This is a genomic window from Pseudomonas fragi (assembly GCF_025426255.1).
Classification (GTDB): domain Bacteria; phylum Pseudomonadota; class Gammaproteobacteria; order Pseudomonadales; family Pseudomonadaceae; genus Aquipseudomonas; species Aquipseudomonas kulmbachensis.
In genome coordinates, this window is the sequence record NZ_CP104861.1 from 1,236,644 (window position 1) to 1,252,875 (window position 16,232).

The 16,232-nt window shown below is 58.4% G+C and carries 18 protein-coding genes; 15 read left to right on the plus strand and 3 right to left on the minus strand.

Features of this window, described 5'->3' with window-relative positions; all coding sequences use genetic code 11:
* Nucleotides 1–9: 9 nt before the first annotated feature.
* The 13 genes from N7D90_RS05795 (at nucleotide 10) to N7D90_RS05855 (ending at nucleotide 10,774) form a co-directional block, all read left to right on the plus strand.
* Nucleotides 10–1,323 carry a cobyrinate a,c-diamide synthase gene (locus tag N7D90_RS05795; protein ID WP_261741279.1) on the plus strand — a complete coding sequence of 438 codons (1,314 nt, stop codon included), beginning with the start codon at nucleotides 10–12 and terminating at the stop codon, nucleotides 1,321–1,323.
* Nucleotides 1,320–1,970, plus strand: coding sequence for a 5,6-dimethylbenzimidazole synthase (bluB, locus tag N7D90_RS05800; protein ID WP_261742386.1), 651 nt, complete (start codon nucleotides 1,320–1,322; stop codon nucleotides 1,968–1,970). Before N7D90_RS05795 ends, bluB begins: the two co-directional genes overlap by 4 nt.
* Nucleotides 1,967–2,875: an adenosylcobinamide-phosphate synthase CbiB gene (cbiB, locus tag N7D90_RS05805; protein ID WP_261741280.1), complete on the plus strand. Its 909-nt coding sequence runs from the start codon at nucleotides 1,967–1,969 to the stop codon at nucleotides 2,873–2,875. Before bluB ends, cbiB begins: the two co-directional genes overlap by 4 nt.
* A complete protein-coding gene (gene cobD / locus N7D90_RS05810; protein WP_261741281.1) occupies nucleotides 2,868–3,860 on the plus strand; it encodes a threonine-phosphate decarboxylase CobD in 993 nt (330 codons plus the stop codon). The genes cbiB and cobD overlap by 8 nt, the downstream gene beginning before the upstream one ends.
* Nucleotides 3,857–5,308, plus strand: a complete 1,452-nt coding sequence (locus tag N7D90_RS05815; RefSeq protein WP_261741282.1) for a cobyric acid synthase — start codon at nucleotides 3,857–3,859, stop codon at nucleotides 5,306–5,308. The genes cobD and N7D90_RS05815 overlap by 4 nt, the downstream gene beginning before the upstream one ends.
* 82 nt (nucleotides 5,309–5,390) lie before the next feature.
* A complete protein-coding gene (gene cobU, locus N7D90_RS05820; protein ID WP_261741283.1) occupies nucleotides 5,391–5,912 on the plus strand; it encodes a bifunctional adenosylcobinamide kinase/adenosylcobinamide-phosphate guanylyltransferase in 522 nt (173 codons plus the stop codon).
* Nucleotides 5,909–6,964, plus strand: coding sequence for a nicotinate-nucleotide--dimethylbenzimidazole phosphoribosyltransferase (gene cobT, locus N7D90_RS05825; RefSeq protein WP_261741284.1), 1,056 nt, complete (start codon nucleotides 5,909–5,911; stop codon nucleotides 6,962–6,964). The genes cobU and cobT overlap by 4 nt, the downstream gene beginning before the upstream one ends.
* A complete protein-coding gene (cobC, locus tag N7D90_RS05830) occupies nucleotides 6,961–7,539 on the plus strand; it encodes an alpha-ribazole phosphatase family protein (RefSeq protein WP_261741285.1) in 579 nt (192 codons plus the stop codon). The genes cobT and cobC overlap by 4 nt, the downstream gene beginning before the upstream one ends.
* Nucleotides 7,539–8,276: an adenosylcobinamide-GDP ribazoletransferase gene (locus N7D90_RS05835; protein ID WP_261741286.1), complete on the plus strand. Its 738-nt coding sequence runs from the start codon at nucleotides 7,539–7,541 to the stop codon at nucleotides 8,274–8,276. The genes cobC and N7D90_RS05835 overlap by 1 nt, the downstream gene beginning before the upstream one ends.
* Before the next feature lie 95 nt (nucleotides 8,277–8,371).
* Nucleotides 8,372–8,785, plus strand: a complete 414-nt coding sequence (locus N7D90_RS05840) for a MarR family winged helix-turn-helix transcriptional regulator (protein WP_261741287.1) — start codon at nucleotides 8,372–8,374, stop codon at nucleotides 8,783–8,785.
* A gap of 52 nt (nucleotides 8,786–8,837) precedes the next feature.
* On the plus strand, nucleotides 8,838–10,046 hold the full coding sequence (locus tag N7D90_RS05845) for an MFS transporter (protein WP_405046624.1): 1,209 nt from the start codon (nucleotides 8,838–8,840) through the stop codon (nucleotides 10,044–10,046).
* The gene (locus tag N7D90_RS05850) at nucleotides 10,043–10,168 is read left to right on the plus strand and encodes a hypothetical protein (RefSeq protein WP_261742536.1); all 126 of its coding nucleotides are present in this window, start codon (nucleotides 10,043–10,045) and stop codon (nucleotides 10,166–10,168) included. Before N7D90_RS05845 ends, N7D90_RS05850 begins: the two co-directional genes overlap by 4 nt.
* Before the next feature lie 54 nt (nucleotides 10,169–10,222).
* Nucleotides 10,223–10,774, plus strand: a complete 552-nt coding sequence (locus tag N7D90_RS05855; RefSeq protein ID WP_261741288.1) for a glutathione peroxidase — start codon at nucleotides 10,223–10,225, stop codon at nucleotides 10,772–10,774.
* Between the two features lie 85 nt (nucleotides 10,775–10,859).
* On the opposite strand, the gene N7D90_RS05860 is transcribed toward N7D90_RS05855, so the two are convergent.
* The 3 genes from N7D90_RS05860 to N7D90_RS05870 all read right to left on the minus strand — a co-directional run bounded on the left by N7D90_RS05860 (nucleotide 10,860) and on the right by N7D90_RS05870 (nucleotide 13,257).
* Entirely contained in the window at nucleotides 10,860–12,143 is a 1,284-nt protein-coding gene (locus N7D90_RS05860; protein ID WP_261741289.1) for an OmpP1/FadL family transporter, read from the minus strand.
* Nucleotides 12,144–12,288: 145 nt separating this feature from the next.
* The gene (locus N7D90_RS05865) at nucleotides 12,289–12,768 is read right to left on the minus strand and encodes a hypothetical protein (RefSeq protein WP_261741290.1); all 480 of its coding nucleotides are present in this window, start codon (nucleotides 12,766–12,768) and stop codon (nucleotides 12,289–12,291) included.
* Between the two features lie 264 nt (nucleotides 12,769–13,032).
* Complete coding sequence (locus tag N7D90_RS05870; protein ID WP_003442709.1) at nucleotides 13,033–13,257, minus strand: hypothetical protein; 225 nt, start codon at nucleotides 13,255–13,257, stop codon at nucleotides 13,033–13,035.
* A 1,003-nt stretch (nucleotides 13,258–14,260) separates the two neighbouring features.
* On the opposite strand from N7D90_RS05870, the gene N7D90_RS05875 reads away from it, so the two are divergent.
* Both N7D90_RS05875 and rmuC read left to right on the plus strand, forming a co-directional pair.
* Nucleotides 14,261–14,584 (plus strand): sel1 repeat family protein, encoded by a 324-nt coding sequence (locus N7D90_RS05875; RefSeq protein ID WP_261741291.1) that lies wholly within the window; start codon nucleotides 14,261–14,263, stop codon nucleotides 14,582–14,584.
* 172 nt (nucleotides 14,585–14,756) lie between these two features.
* Nucleotides 14,757–16,121 (plus strand): DNA recombination protein RmuC, encoded by a 1,365-nt coding sequence (rmuC, locus tag N7D90_RS05880; protein ID WP_261742388.1) that lies wholly within the window; start codon nucleotides 14,757–14,759, stop codon nucleotides 16,119–16,121.
* Nucleotides 16,122–16,232 lie beyond the last annotated feature (111 nt).

The following is a 16,232-nucleotide window of genomic DNA, read 5'->3' on the forward strand; positions in this document are numbered from 1 at the left end:
TGTTGAAGTATGAGAGCGTCACGTCATTGCCCGGCGGTGTTGATCGCCGCACCGGCTTCCGGTCAGGGCAAGACCACCGTTACAGCCGCCCTGGCCCGGTTGCATCACAATCAGGGGCGCAAGGTGCGGGTGTTCAAATGTGGCCCGGACTTTCTCGACCCGATGATTCTTGAGCGCGCCAGCGGTGCGCCGGTGTATCAGGTGGATTTGTGGATGGTGGGCGCCGATGAAAGTCGCCGTCTGCTGTGGGAGGCTGCTGCAGATGCGGACCTGATCCTTATCGAAGGTGTTATGGGTCTGTTCGACGGCACACCGTCCAGCGCCGATCTGGCACGGCATTTTGGTGTGCCAGTCTTGGCGGTGATCGATGGTACCGCGATGGCCCAGACCTTTGGTGCACTGGCCTTGGGCCTGGCGCGCTATCAGCCGGATCTGCCGTTTGCCGGTGTGCTGGCCAATCGGGTCGGCACGGTGCGCCACGCGCAGTTGCTCGAAGGCAGTCTGACCGAAGGCTTGCGTTGGTACGGCGCGTTGTCCCGCGAGACCGGGATCGAGCTGCCGAGCCGTCACCTGGGGTTGGTCCAGGCCAGTGAACTGAACGATCTGGATGTACGCCTCGACGCGGCGGCGAATGCCTTGGCCAGTACCTGTGAGGTAGCGCTGCCGCCCGCGGTCGAGTTTGCGGCGCCTGAACCGGTTGTGGTCGAGCCGTTGCTGGCCGGGGTGCGGATTGCCGTGGCCCGTGACGAAGCGTTTGCCTTCACCTATGGTGCGAGCCTGGATCTGTTGCGGGCGATGGGCGCTGAGCTGGTGTTTTTCTCGCCAATTCGCGATGTCCGCTTGCCCGAGGCTGACAGCCTGTATTTGCCGGGCGGTTATCCCGAGTTGCATCACCTTGAGCTGTCGCGCAATACGCCGATGCTGGAGGCGATTCGTGCCCATCACGCTGCGGGCAAGCCGCTGCTCGCCGAATGCGGCGGCATGCTTTACCTGCTCGATGCCTTGACCGATGTTGAGGGGCAGCGTGCTGAACTGGTGGGTTTGCTGGCTGGGGAGGCGACGATGCAAAAGCGTCTGGCTGCGCTGGCGTTGCAAGCCGTGGACATGCCCGAAGGGTTGCTGCGCGGCCATACCTATCATCACTCACTGACCAGTACCGAGCTTGAGCCCATTGCCCGCGGCCTGAGCCCTAACGGCGGGCGTGGCGCTGAAGCGGTATATCGCGAAGGGCGGATGACCGCCTCTTATGTGCACTTTTACTTCCCGTCCAATCCTCAGGCCATTGCCGCGTTGTTTGCGCCATGCGCCGTGAAGGCGCCATGACCGACAACGCATTTAGCCCTGAAGAACGCGCAGCCGTGTACCGCGCCATTGCCGAACGCCGCGATATGCGGCATTTCAGCGGTGGCAGTGTGGCGCCCGAGTTGTTGTCGCGTTTGCTGGAAGCGGCGCATCAGGCCCCGAGTGTGGGGTTGATGCAGCCGTGGCGATTTATCCGCATCACCGACCGAGAGCTGCGTGGCAAGATCCAGGGCTTGGTCGAAGACGAGCGGGTGCGCACCGCCGAGGCGCTGGGCCAGCGCTCCGATGAGTTCATGACGCTCAAGGTCGAAGGCATCAACGATTGCGCCGAGGTGCTGGTGGCGGCGTTGATGGACGACCGCGAAAAGCACATTTTTGGCCGACGAACACTTCCGGAAATGGATATGGCATCGTTGTCCTGTGCCATTCAAAACCTGTGGTTGGCGGCACGTGTCGAGGGCTTGGGCATGGGCTGGGTATCGTTGTTCGAGCCTCAGGCGTTGGCTGATCTGTTGGGGTTGCCCGCAGGCGCCAAGCCGCTGGCTGTGTTGTGCCTGGGCCCGGTCGAGGCTTTTTATCCGGCGCCGATGCTAGTGCTGGAAGGGTGGGCGCAAGCGCGCCCACTGAGTGAATTGGTGTATGAGAATTATTGGGGAGTGAGTCCATGAGTGTGGCGTTGCTGTGCGTCGCCGGGGTGGCGCTGGATGCACTGTTGGGTGAGCCCAAGCGTTGGCATCCGCTGGTGGCGTTTGGCCGGATGGCCGAGCGTATCGAGCAGCGTTTCAATTCCGGTGGTCGTGGCTGGCGCAGTCATGGTGTGACGGCGTGGGTGCTGGCGGTATTGCCGCTGACGGTTCTGGCCACGGCACTGTCGTGGCTGCCTTATATCGGTTGGTTGGTGGACATTCTGGCGCTGTATTGCGCGCTGGGCATGCGCAGCCTCGGGGAGCATGTGCAACCGGTTGCCCAGGCATTGCGCGCCAATGATCTGGATGAGGCGCGCTCCCGGGTCGGGTATCTGGTCAGCCGCCAGACCAGCGAGCTGGACTCGACTGAAGTGGCCCGCGCCGCCACCGAATCGGTACTCGAGAACGGCAGCGATGCGGTGTTTGCGGCGATTTTCTGGTTTGCCGTGGCCGGTGCGCCGGGCGTGGTGCTCTATCGTTTGAGTAATACGCTGGACGCGATGTGGGGCTATCGCAACGAACGCTTTGAGCGATTTGGTTGGGCCGCTGCCCGGATCGACGATGTTCTTAACTATATTCCTGCAAGGCTGGTTGCTCTGACTTACGCCGTACTGGGTAAAACCCGACTGGCCTTGAAGTGCTGGCGCAAACAGGCCCCGCTGTGGGACAGCCCCAATGCTGGCCCGGTCATGGCCGCAGGTGCCGGTGCGTTGGGTGTTGAGCTAGGTGGCCCGGCGATTTATCACGGCGAACTGCATGAGCGTCCGCAGTTGGGTGAAGGTGTACCGGCAGATGCCGACTCGATTGGTCGTGGCTGGCAACTGGTGCAGCGTGGCGTGTGGCTGTGGTTGTTGATTCTGTGTGTGTGGAGTGAATTCTATGCTTGAGCACGGCGGGCGTTTGCGCAGGGCAGCGTTGCATTACGGCATTGCCGAAGCCGACTGGCTGGATTTGTCCACTGGGCTGGCGCCTTGGCCATTTGCCATTCCGCCGATACCTGAACGTGCTTGGGCGCGCTTGCCTGAAACCGACGACGGTCTTGAGCAGGCAGCCTGCGCCTATTACGGCGCACTGAATGTGCTGCCGGTGGCGGGTTCGCAATCAGCCATTCAGTTACTGCCGCGCCTGCGCCGCAGTGGCAAGGTTGGCGTGCTGTCGCCGTGTTACGCCGAGCATGCGCATGCCTGGCGGCACAGTGGGCATATCGTGCGTGAAATCATGGAGCAGGAAGTCGATTTCTACCTCGACAAGCTGGACGTATTAGTCGTGGTCAATCCCAACAATCCTACGGGGCTGAGCCTGACCCCTGAGCGTTTGCTGGAATGGCATGCGCGGCTGGTGCAGCGCGGTGGCTGGCTGGTGGTGGACGAAGCCTTTATGGACAACACGCCAGAGCTGAGCCTAGCGGCACAGAGCCAGCGTACTGGGCTGATTGTGCTGCGCTCGTTTGGCAAGTTTTTTGGTCTGGCCGGAGTACGGCTGGGTTTTGTACTGGCCGAGCAAAAGTTACTCAAGTTACTGGCCGAGCAAGCTGGGCCCTGGGCCGTGAGTGGGCCGACGCGCATTGTCGGTCAGGCCTGCCTGCTCGACACCGCCGGCCATGCTCGCCAGCGCGAACGCAGCGAGTTGGCTAGCGGGCGGCTGGAACGGTTGCTGGGCTTGCATGATTTACCGCCGCAAGGGGGCTGTGCATTGTTCAAGTGGCTGATCACGCCCCATGCTGACCGTCTTTACGAATTTATGGCGCATCGCGGCATTTTGCTGCGCCTGTTTACCCACAACAGCAGCGTGCGTTTTGGCCTGCCTGCTGCCGAGGCTGACTGGTTGCGCCTGGAGCTGGCATTAGCGGCGTACACCAAGGAAACCCTATGAGTACGTTGATGGTGCAAGGCACCACATCTGATGCCGGTAAAAGCACGTTGGTGACGGCCCTGTGCCGTTGGCTGACTCGCCAGGGTGTGGCAGTGGTGCCGTTCAAGCCGCAGAATATGGCACTCAACAGCGCGGTAACCGCCGAAGGTGGCGAGATTGGTCGCGCCCAGGCGGTACAAGCTCAGGCTGCAGGGCTGGCGCCGCACACGGACATGAACCCGGTGTTGCTCAAGCCCAACAGCGATACCGGTGCCCAGGTGATTATTCATGGTCGTGCCGTTACCAGCATGAACGCGGTGGCGTATCACGACTACAAGGCCATCGCCATGCAGGCGGTACTGGCCTCGCACCAGCGTTTGAGTGCGGCGTATCCGGTGGTGATGGTCGAGGGCGCGGGTTCTCCGGCCGAGATTAATCTACGGGCCGGTGATATTGCCAACATGGGCTTTGCCGAAGCGGTGGACTGCCCGGTGGTGTTGATCGCTGACATCAATCGCGGTGGGGTGTTTGCGCATCTGGTTGGCACCCTGGAGCTGTTGTCCGAGTCGGAACAGGCGCGGGTCAAAGGTTTTATCATCAACCGGTTTCGCGGCGATATCGCCTTGCTCCAGCCCGGTCTTGACTGGCTGGAACAGCGCACCGGCAAGCCGGTAATCGGTGTGTTGCCCTATGTGATGGACTTGCACCTCGAGGCCGAGGATGGCATCGATCAGCGCCAGACCGACAAGGTCGAGCAGGTGCTCAAGGTGGTGGTGCCGGTACTGCCGCGCATCAGCAATCACACGGATTTCGACCCGCTGCGCCTGCATCCGCAAGTGGACTTGCAGTTTGTGGGGCCGGGCCAGCCGATTCCGCCCGCTGATTTGATCATCCTGCCCGGTTCCAAAAGCGTACGCAGTGATCTGGCGTATTTGCGCGCCAATGGCTGGGATGCGGCCATCAGTCGTCATCTGCGTTACGGCGGAAAGCTGCTGGGGATTTGCGGCGGCCTGCAGATGCTCGGCGAGCAGATTCATGATCCGCTGGGCCTTGAGGGCGCGCCGGGTTCCAGTGCCGGCTTGGGTTTGCTGGCGTTCAGCACCGAGCTTGCAGCCGAAAAGCAGCTGCGCAATGTACGCGGGCACCTGGTTCTCGAAAACGCCGAAGTCAGTGGCTATGAAATCCACGCGGGGGTGACCACCGGTGTTGCTCTGGAACAGCCTGTGGTGCGGCTGGATGATGGGCGCTGTGATGGCGCACAAAGTGCGGACGGGCAAATTCTCGGCACCTACCTGCATGGCGTGTTCGAGTCGCCTGCGGCTTGCAGCGCATTGCTGCGCTGGGCCGGTTTGCAGGATGTGCAGGAAGTGGACTACCACGCCCTGCGCGAGCGGGATATCGAGCGGCTGGCGGACCTGGTGGAAAACCACCTGGATACGGCCTACCTGCGTGAGCTTTGCGAAATATAAAGCTGTGGGAGCGAGCCTGCTCGCGAAAAACATTACTTCGCGAGCAGGCTCGCTCCCACAGCAGATCCAGAGGTTTATCGACATGCTGCAACTGATTTTGGGCGGCGCCCGCTCGGGCAAAAGTCGCCTGGCTGAAAAGCTGGCGGCCGAGTCTGGCTGCGCCGTCACCTATATCGCCACCAGCCAGCCGCTGGACGGCGAGATGAGCGAGCGCGTGCGCCATCATCGCGAACGTCGTCCAGTCGAGTGGGCGCTGATTGAAGAGCCTGTCGAACTGGCCCGGGTACTGCGCGATAACGCTCGCGCCGATGCTTGCCTGTTGGTGGACTGCCTGACGCTGTGGATGACCAATCTGTTGATGCTTGAAGACCCTCAGCGGTTGATTGCCGAACGTAATGCACTGCTGGAATGCCTGGCTGATCTGCCGGGCGAAATTGTGTTTGTCAGCAACGAAACCGGAATGGGTGTCGTGCCGCTGGGCGAATTGACTCGCCGCTATGTCGATGAAGCCGGTTGGTTGCATCAAGCCCTGGCCGAGCGCTGTCAGCGAGTAGTGCTGACGGTGGCGGGCCTGCCCCTGACGTTGAAAGGAACTGCACTATGAACACCCCGTGGTGGCTGACCCCCTGCAAGCCCGTTAACCGTGACATGCAATTGGCTGCAGCCGCACGTCAGCAGCAATTGACCAAACCGGCGGGTTCGCTGGGCCAGCTTGAGGCATTGGCGGTGCAATTGGCCGGGCTGCAGGGGCGGCTCAAACCCCGTGTCGATCAGTTGTGGATTGCGATTTTTGCAGGTGATCACGGCATAGTCGACGAAGGCGTTTCGGCCTACCCACAAGCAGTCACCGGGCAAATGCTGCACAACTTTGTCAGCGGCGGTGCGGCGATCAGCGTGTTGGCCCGGCAGTTGGGCGCGCAGTTGGATGTGGTGGATCTGGGCACGGTCACGCCGATGCTGGAGCTGGAGGGTGTGCGTCATTTGCAGTTGGGCGCAGGTACGGCCAATTTTGCGCTGGGCCCGGCGATGTCCGACAGCCAAGGATTAAAAGCCTTGCAGGCGGGACGTGACAGCGTATTGCGGGCGCAGGCAGTGGGCAGTGAGCTGTTTATTGGCGGCGAAATGGGCATCGGCAACACGGCGTCTGCCAGTGCCGTGGCCAGTGCGCTGCTCGATTGCCCGGCTTCGCAGTTGACCGGGCCGGGTACAGGTCTGGATGCCGCCGGTGTGAGCCATAAGGCGCGGGTGATCGAAGGGGCGCTGGCGTTGCATGCAGGCCATCTCGATGATCCGCTGCAGACCCTGTTTCGCCTGGGTGGTTTTGAAATTGCAGCTCTGGTCGGGGCCTATGTGGCCTGTGCCCAGGAAGGCATCGTGGCGGTGGTCGACGGTTTTATCTGCACCGTCGCGGCGATGGTCGCCGTACGTTTGAATCCTGAATGTCGAGAATGGTTGGTTTTCAGTCATCGTGGGGCTGAGCTGGGTCATCGTCATGTACTGCAAAGCTTGCAAGCCGAGCCGTTGCTCGATTTGGGCCTGCGCCTGGGTGAGGGCAGCGGCGCGGCGTTGGCGGTGCCGTTGATGCGCCTGGCGTGTGACCTGCACGGGCAGATGGCAACATTTGCCGAAGCTGCCGTTGCAGATCGTCCGGCATGACAGTGCAACTGGATTTGCTGCGTCATGGCGAGACCGAGTTGGGCGGTGGTTTGCGCGGCAGCCTGGATGACGCCTTGACGCCGTTGGGCTGGACGCAAATGCGTGAGGCCGTTAAAGGCCAGGGGCCGTGGGATCGGATTGTCAGTTCGCCGTTGCAGCGTTGCGCATTGTTTGCCCGGGAGTTGAGCGCACAGCTCGATTTGCCTGTGTCGTTCGACAAGAACCTGCAAGAACTGCATTTTGGTGCCTGGGAAGGGCAGAGCGCCGCGGCGTTGATGGAAGTCGATTCAGAAGCTCTAGGTCTGTTCTGGGCGGATCCCTACGCTTTTACCCCGCCCGACGGCGAGCCGGTACTTGAGTTTTCGGCGCGGGTGTTGTCTGCCGTCAGCCGTATGCAGCAGGAATTTTCCGGTGAACGGGTACTGGTGGTGTGTCATGGCGGAGTGATGAAGCTGCTGCTGGCTCAGGCCCGCGGCTTGCCCCGCGAGCAATTGCTGCAGGTGCCGGTGATCCATGGCGCGCTGTTCGGGTTGCAGGTTGGCGCGAAGGGTCAGTTGACCGAGGTCGTCGGCTAATGTTGCCGTTCTGGATTGCCTTGCAGTTTTTAAGCAGCTTGCCGATTCGCTTGCCGGGTATGCCGCAGCCCCAGGAACTGGGGCGTTCACTACTGTTTTATCCGCTGGTGGGGCTGCTGTTTGGTCTGCTGCTGTGGGGCCTCAATGGATTGCTGGCCGATGCGCCATTGATGCTGCATGCGGCTTTGCTGCTGACGGTTTGGGTGCTGCTCAGTGGCGGGCTGCATCTGGACGGTCTGGCCGACAGTGCAGATGCCTGGCTGGGCGGCTTTGGTGACCGCGAGCGCACGCTGACCATCATGAAAGATCCGCGCAGCGGGCCGATTGCGGTGGTGACGCTGGTGTTGGTGTTGTTACTCAAGTTCTGTGCGTTGCTGGCGTTACTTGAGCAGCGCAACGGCGCAGCTTTGCTGATCGTGCCCTTGATCGGGCGCAGTGCCTTGCTGGCGGTGTTCCTGACCACGCCATACGTGCGTGCCGGTGGTTTGGGCCAGGCGCTGGCCGACCATCTGCCACGCAAGGCGGGCTGGTGGGTATTGGGGCTGGGTGCCGTGGCCTGTGTGGTGTTGGCCGGGTCTGCCGGGCTGTGGGCATTGGCGCTGGCAGCCGTAGGGTTTGTATGGCTGCGCCGGGTGATGATGCGCCGTTTGGGCGGCACCACAGGCGATACCGCTGGGGCGTTGCTGGAGTTGCTTGAAGTGCTGGTGCTGGTGGGATTGGCGCTGATGCAGCAATGACCTGACGCTTGCTTCGCGAGCAGGCTCGCTCCCACAAAGAAGTAAGTTCTGTATTAAATCTTGATTCTATTTTATTGCGGGTATATACATACAAAATGTTACCAACCCAGTGTTTATGTACCAATCTGCGGCGTGCGGCACGTGGCGTGAGCAGGCATTACGACGGCGCTCTCGATGGCTTCGGGATCAACGTTGCCCAGTATTCTTTGCTGTGTAATCTCAAGCGTCTTGATCAACCGAGCATCTCCAGCCTGGCAGAAGCCATGGGGCTGGATCGCAGTACGTTGGGGCGTAACGTGCGAGTGCTTGAGGGTGCAGGCCTGCTGAAGATGACTGAGGGCGCTGACCAGCGTAACCGGCTGGTATGCCTGACTGAGGCGGGCGATCAGTGCTTGAAGGCCGCCTTGCCTGCCTGGGAAGCGGCACAACAGCGCTTGATGGACCGTTTGGGTGAAACCAAGCGTGCACAACTGTTACAGCTATTGGATGAGTTGGCAGGTACTGACTAAAAGCCAGTAGCTCGATTATAAATGGGTATATACCCGCTCCCGGAGAACAACAATGACATCGGTGTGGCGTAACAGCGGTTGGGTCCTTCTTGGCAGCGCACTTATTTTGGCGTTGTCGTTAGGTGTAAGGCATGGATTCGGGCTGTTTCTACCGCCCATGAGTGCGCAGTTTGGCTGGGGGCGTGAGGTTTTTGCATTTGCTATCGCCTTGCAGAACTTGATCTGGGGACTGGCTCAGCCTTTCACTGGGGCACTGGCAGACCGCTTTGGTGCCGCCAAGGTAGTGATCGTCGGCGGTGTGCTGTATGCCGTGGGTCTGCTGTTTATGGGGTTGTCGGATTCACCGTTGTCGCTGTCCTTGAGCGCGGGGCTGTTGATCGGGATCGGTCTGTCCGGCACCTCGTTTTCGGTGATCCTGGGCGTGGTCGGTCGCGCATTACCTGCTGAAAAACGCAGCATGGGCATGGGGATCGCCAGCGCTGCGGGCTCATTTGGTCAATTTGCCATGCTGCCCGGCACTCTTGGTTTGATTGGCTGGCTCGGTTGGTCGACGGCGCTGCTGGTGTTGGGTGTGCTGGTGGCGCTGATTGTGCCGCTGGTCAGCATGCTCAAGGATCGTCCGTTACCCAATCTTGGCGGCGAGCAAACCCTTAAAGAGGCACTGCGTGAGGCGTGTTCGCACTCAGGCTTCTGGCTATTGGCCTTTGGCTTTTTTGTTTGCGGCTTTCAGGTGGTCTTTATCGGTATCCACCTGCCGGCTTATCTGGTGGACCAGCACTTGCCCGCAACGGTGGGCACCACCGTGCTGGCACTGATTGGCCTGTTCAATATTTTTGGGACTTACACCGCCGGTTGGCTAGGTGGGCGCATGTCCAAGCCGCGCTTGTTGACGGCGTTGTATCTGGCGCGGGCCGTAGTGATCGTATTGTTTTTGTGGGCACCTGTGACGCAATTCAGTGCGTACCTGTTTGGCATGGTCATGGGCTTTTTGTGGCTGTCGACGGTGCCGCTGACCAATGGCACGGTGGCCACCATGTTTGGCGTGCGTAACCTGTCGATGCTGGGCGGCATCGTATTCCTCTTCCATCAGCTGGGAGCATTCCTGGGCGGCTGGCTGGGTGGCGTGGTCTATGATCAGACCGGTAGTTACGCTCTAATCTGGCAAGTGTCGATTTTGTTGAGCCTGTTGGCGGCCGCGCTGAACTGGCCGGTGCGTGAGCGTCCGGTAGCCCGCTTGCAGGCGCAGGGGAGTATGGGGTGAATTCATCAACCTTGATCTGGTTAGGTGCAGTCAGTACCGGTGCGTTGCTGCTGGCTCTGATCTGGTGGGGCTGGCATCAGGGTGGGTTAGCCTTGATGCAGTTGGGTATGGGTGCTTGCTAGTGCAGCAGCGGGTGAGTAAGTTCTGAGCCTGCCACTTTTTTAAGGACACCGATGATGCTCAAGCGCTGGATTGCGATGCCTGTACTGCTGTTGGCCTGCGCCGGTTCGGTGTGGGCGGCAGAATGCCCGCCTTTGCTGGAGGGCTCATTGCCCAAATTGCGGGCCAAGGAATCGATCGATCTGTGCCAGCGTTTTGCTGGTAAGCCGCTGTTGATCGTCAATACGGCGAGTTTTTGCGGCTTTGCCCCGCAGTTCAAGGGGCTTGAAGCGCTTAATCAGCGCTACAAGGGGCAAGGGCTGGAGCTGATTGGTGTGCCGTCGGATGACTTCAAGCAAGAGGCCAAGGACGGCGAGGAGACGGCCAAGGTTTGTTACGTCAACTATGGCGTTACCTTCACCATGATCGATCCGCAGCATGTACGCGGGCCTGACGCGGCGCACATGTTCAAGGTGCTGGCTGAGCAGAGCAGCGCTCCGAAGTGGAACTTCTATAAATACGTGGTTGATCGCCAGGGCAATGTGATTGCCAGCTTCTCCAGTCTGACCAAGCCTGATAGTCCGGAATTGATCGAGGCTATCGACAAGGCCATTGCTTCAAAACCTTGAGTCGCAGCCATTAAAAATCCCCGCCTCGGTAACGAGAGCGGGGATTTTTTTGATTCGGTGGGCGAGGGGTTAGCCTCGCGGCGAATCAGAACTTGTAGGTTGCACCTACAGCAAAACCGTTAGCGCTGTTTTCATATTTGGCGCTGTATTCGTTAAGCGCGTTCTGGTCGTGAACCTTGACCGACTCTTCCTTCAGGTAGGAGTAAGCCGCATCAATAGTCAGGTTTTCGTTGACGGCATAACCGGCACCTAGGCTGAAGATTGTACGGTCACCGGTAGGAATACGTGGCGAACGGTTGGTGTTGTTGGTTGGCGACTGATCCCAGGTCAGACCGGTACGAACTACCCACTGCTTGTTCAACTGGTAGGAAGTACCAATGGCGTATGCCCAGGTATCATGCCAGTTCTGTTCTTCCTTAATGGAGCCGAACAGTTGCGAACCGACTGCACCCGAAGCACCGGGGCTAACACCGTCGTTGTTAATGGTGATGTCTTTCAGGCGACTCCAGCGGGTCCAGGTGGAGCCAGCATAGAGTTTCCAGGCATCGGACAGGTCTTGAGTGACGGACAGGTCGTAGGACTCGGGAGTATCGATAGATAGCGACGCGTCATAACGATTGCTTTTCATCAATGCCGCAGGGGTATTGGCCCCAGCCGTCACATTGGTATGGCCTTCAAGCTTGTAGCTGACCTTGGAGTGATAGGTAAGACCAATGCGGGTGGTGTCTGTTGCTTGCACCAGAACGCCGATGTTGAAGCCCAGGGCAGTATCGGTGCCTTTGACTTTTACATTGGTGTCGCCGAACGCGGGGTTAAGCACGGTCAGGTCGGACTCCAGCGTACCGCTGATACGGTTGATGGTCGGACCGAAGCCCACCGATACCCTGTCGTTGAATGCATAGCTGACGGTAGGTTGCAGGGTGACAACCTTTACTTCGCTTTTCTTGCCGAAGGCACGACCCTGGAAGCCGCCTTCATAGTCGGTAACCAGGCCGAAAGGTGCGTAAACACCAAAGCCTACAGCCCACTGGTCATTCAACTTGTTGGTATAGAAGCCCATAGGAACGCCGGTGAACGGCACCATGTCACCTTTATTGGTGCCAGGGTATTTGCCTTGGCCATCCTTGATATCGGTCGAAGCGTCGATGACGGCGATACCGCCAGTCACTTGTTGGCCGCTCAGGCGGGACATACCGGCAGGGTTACCAAAAACGGTGCTGGCATCATCGGCAGAAGATGAGCGACCTGCGAAACCGGTCCCCATACCGCTTACGCTTTGTTCGTTAAGTGCGAAGCCGCTGGCGAAAATCTGGCTGGAAGCCAAAGTGACAGCGAGGCCAAGTGTGGTCTTGAGCATTACTTTTTTCATTATTAGAACTCCTTATGATCACCGGAGGAAAACTACCAACATTTTTGTAGAAGCGCTATAGGCTAAATCGCAGACGATAGCGATGTTTTGTAGGACAATCCGACCGGTTTGAGGTTATTTGCAGAATTTCAGGATTATAGAAATCTCAAGTCACAAGGTTGAAAGGAGAAACACAGGTGCGCCAAGCCTGTGCGAAATCGCGTAAACGCCCATGTGGTTCAAAGGCTTGACGCCAGATTCTTGCCATCCCGAGCAGGTCGTCAGCGGCAGGAATAGCTATTTTCTGTTGTTCGATAAGAAGCCAGGCAATGGCGGTGGCATAACGTAAATTAACCGTGAGTTCCAAGTGAGGGCTGCGCAAGAATGCGTGCTGGCTGGCTAGGCCGCGAACCAGGCTCGCCAGGTCTGGGTCATGGGCAAGGTATTCCTCCCACAAGGCGGCATGCCGAGGTTCGCGTATGCAATAGAGGCCGTGACCTCGTCGGTCATGCAGGGCCGAGCCCAAGCTTGATTGGCTGGCCGCAATACCCAACAACAGAGCTTCTGCATCCGGGTTGTTTTGGCCCAGATACAAAAGCGTTGGCCGAATTACGTAAAGGCTCAACTCCCTGGCTGCGATACCCATAAAGTCCTCGGGGCCTGAAAATGACCAGCGATACCCAGAGCTTGGCAGCATGAATCGAGAGGGTTCGCCGGAAGCGGGTTGTGCCGCTCGAGTTGAAGTGTAGTGTCATATCTTTGCTGTAACGGTCTGTTTTTAAATCATTTCAGGCTTCGAGCTGTTGGTTATATATCCGCAAGGACTTAAGCAATGCCGAATGTTTCTTAAATTGCAGGCAACAAAAAGCCCTGCTGATCAGGCAGGGCTTGTTGTGTAGCGCTCAGGCTTTCAGGCTATCAGGGCCTGGCGAGTACGCTCGATCACAGCTTGCAGAGGTGCTGCGCTGGAGTATTGATCGGGGTACAGGCGTTCGCTGTGACGAGCGATGCCGTGTTCGTTGACCAGAGTAAAACTGAAGCATCCTTTGCGAGCGGCCATAATCAGGCAGTTCATTGGAGCAAAGGCGTTGGTTAGGGTGCGAATGGCATCCTGAGTATGGATTTGAGTAGACATAGTTATTAGGTGTTCCTACAAATGACACGGTTTAGAACCGTGCTGCGTTAAAACGTTCCAGTGACGTCGAGCCATTCTTTGGCTGGACGAAGAACCTGACTGGAACAAAGCCGCCAGTTGTAGCGCATTAAGTATGTGGCGCTTGGGCTGGCAGGTAGGTACTTAGGAGGGCAGGCAGTCACAACAGGAGCTAAGGTTCCGTGCTCCGGGTGAAGATCCTGATCAATTTGCAGGTTGGTTCGGTCAGAGTAAAAGAACTTCGCGATACCCTGTGCGTTTGTGCAAAGGCCGTATCGTCGCAAGGTTTACCTGGAAACCATCTAGGGGGTCGATCCCGTTTTTCAGCGCTTCTTCTTTGCTTTACGCAAGGTGGCTGCAGGGATTTGTTCGGCCCGAATTGACTTTCAGCTTGGTACTAACGCTGCGGATACTAACTGGTTGAATTTTTAAACGCAAGTGTGCTAGCGAAAAATACATTCTGTAGCCTCTATTCAGGCTGGCAAAACCTGCTGGTCTCGCCAAGTCCGGCGGGTATTTATCTACGGTATTAGCCCACTTTTGATAATTTGCCAGCGCACCTCGAGCAGGGGGGGATCGCTGACAAACGCCCTTGATGACGCGCCGTAGCGGTGCGTAGACCTGCGTTTCATGCTCGGTTACGGTCCGCTTTGTTGCTCTGAATGTGAACTTGTGCACATTTGCAGTGCTGCTGACAAAATCAGCGCAGATACCCGTATTGAAGTCTTCCTAGCCTGTCCTGTAAATTTAAGTCAATGAAAAACATCGTTTTTTTTAATTGGTGAAAAAATCGACAGTTTGACCGTAGCCCCCGTAGGGTGGGCGTTTGCGGAGCTTAAAGCGGGGTTGTCCACTGACTTATCCACAGGTTCTGTGGATTGTCCCAAGCGCTTGCTCTAGATCAAGGGTGTAGACTTTTTTCGACTTTACCCAAACGAAAAAAGGAGTAGAGTGGCGCGCCTTCTGTTCTGCCCTACAGTGTCGTATGAAGTTCCGCACAGCTACTTCCTCTGTTACTCGCCCCAATACACCTACTGAAGCTCCCAAGCGCTTTTCTTTGCGGGTTGCTATCTGGCTGCTGGATAACCCTCGTCTGAGCGCTAACCCTAGCGTCAAGCACGTGGCAGGTCATTTGCTCAAACAACCTGCGCGCCAAGGTGTGGTGCTGGCGCAGAGCCGTTTGGGTCAGTTGATGTGCCGTGAGTGCGGCAGCGCCCGCGATCAACGTATCGGCCATGAATTGCTGCGCCTGGCAGCCCGTGCCGGCGACCGTGTTGCCCAGCAGGAATTGAACAAGACCGAAGACTGAACTGTCTTCGGCGCTGACTGTTGGTTAACCTTGCTCTTTTACCTCGTGTGGAGGGGTTATGGCCCTGGATCTGAGCAGTCTGTTGCTTGGCCTGGCAGTAGCAGGCGTGCCGTTGTTGGCGTTTATCTGGCAGTTGCAGCGCCGTGCCAGTGGTCATCACGCTGAGCTTGCGTTGCTCGGTGAGCGTCTTGCTACAGCCCAGCTATCCCAGGAAGGCCTGAGTGCCCAGCTGGATGCCTGTCGCGACGAAGTCAGTGATCTGGGGCAGGCCAATGCGGTCAAGCAAGCAGAGCTGGCTGCGCTGCGCCGTGAGGTCGAGTTGTTGCAGGTTGAGCGCGACAATGGGCGCGATGCTGCCCATGCGTGGAACCTGGAGCGCAATCAGAAAGAAATTGAGCTACGCCGCCTGGATGCCCACGCCTCTGGATTGGCTGCCGAGTTGCGCGAGCAGCAGGACAGTCATCAGCAGCGGCTCAATGACCTGCAAGGTTCGCGTGACGAACTGCGGGCGCAATTTGCCGAACTGGCGGGCAAGATTTTCGATGAGCGTGAACAGCGTTTCGCCGAAACCAGTAACGAACGCCTTGGGCAGTTGCTCGACCCCCTCAAGGAGCGCATTCAGTCATTTGAAAAGCGTGTCGAAGAGAGCTATCAGCAGGAATCGCGCGAGCGTTTTTCGCTGGGTAAAGAGTTGGAGCGTTTGCAGCAACTGAACCTGCGCCTGAGTGATGAGGCGACCAACTTGACCCGCGCCCTGAAAGGCCAGAAAACCCAAGGCAACTGGGGGGAGTTGATTCTGGAGCGGGTTCTGGAGCACGCAGGGCTTGAGAAAGGCCGCGAATACCAGACCCAAGTCAGCCTCAAGGGGCCAGACGGCGAGCGTTTTCAGCCGGACGTGCTGATCATGTTGCCGGGTGACAAACAGGTAGTAGTCGATTCCAAGGTCAGCCTGACGGCGTATCAACAGTATGTAGGTGCCGATGACGACGTGATTGGGCAGGCTGCGCTCAAACAACATGTGTTGTCGCTGCGCAATCATGTAAAGGGTCTTGCCGGCAAAGATTACAAACGTCTGGAAGGGCTTCACAGTCTGGACTTTGTGTTGTTGTTTGTACCGATTGAAGCGGCATTTTCGGCGGCGTTGCAGGCTGAACCGAATCTGTTTCAAGAGGCGTTTGATCGCCATATCGTGATCGTCAGCCCGACCACGTTGCTTGCAACGTTGCGGGTGATCGACAGCCTTTGGAAGCAAGAGCGCCAGGGGCAGAATGCCCGTGAAATTGCCGAGCGCGCGGGTTGGCTGTATGACAAGTTTGTATTGTTTATTCAGGATCTGGATGAAGTCGGCAACCGCCTGCAGCAGTTGGATAAGGCCTACAGTTCAGCCCGTAACAAGCTCACCGAAGGCCGGGGGAATCTGGTCAGTCGCAGCGAGCAGCTCAAGCTCCTGGGGGCCCGAGCCAGCAAAAGCTTGCCGGCTGATCTGCTGGAGCGGGCCATGACCGACGCTGATGGTGTGGCGCATCCAGCGGAATAACACCGAACTTCTGTAGCCGCTGCCGCAGGCTGCGAAGGGTTACGTAGCAGCCCTGGAATTTCGAAGGCTCTGCGGTCCTTGTCGCAGCCTGCGGCAGCGGCTACACCCGTT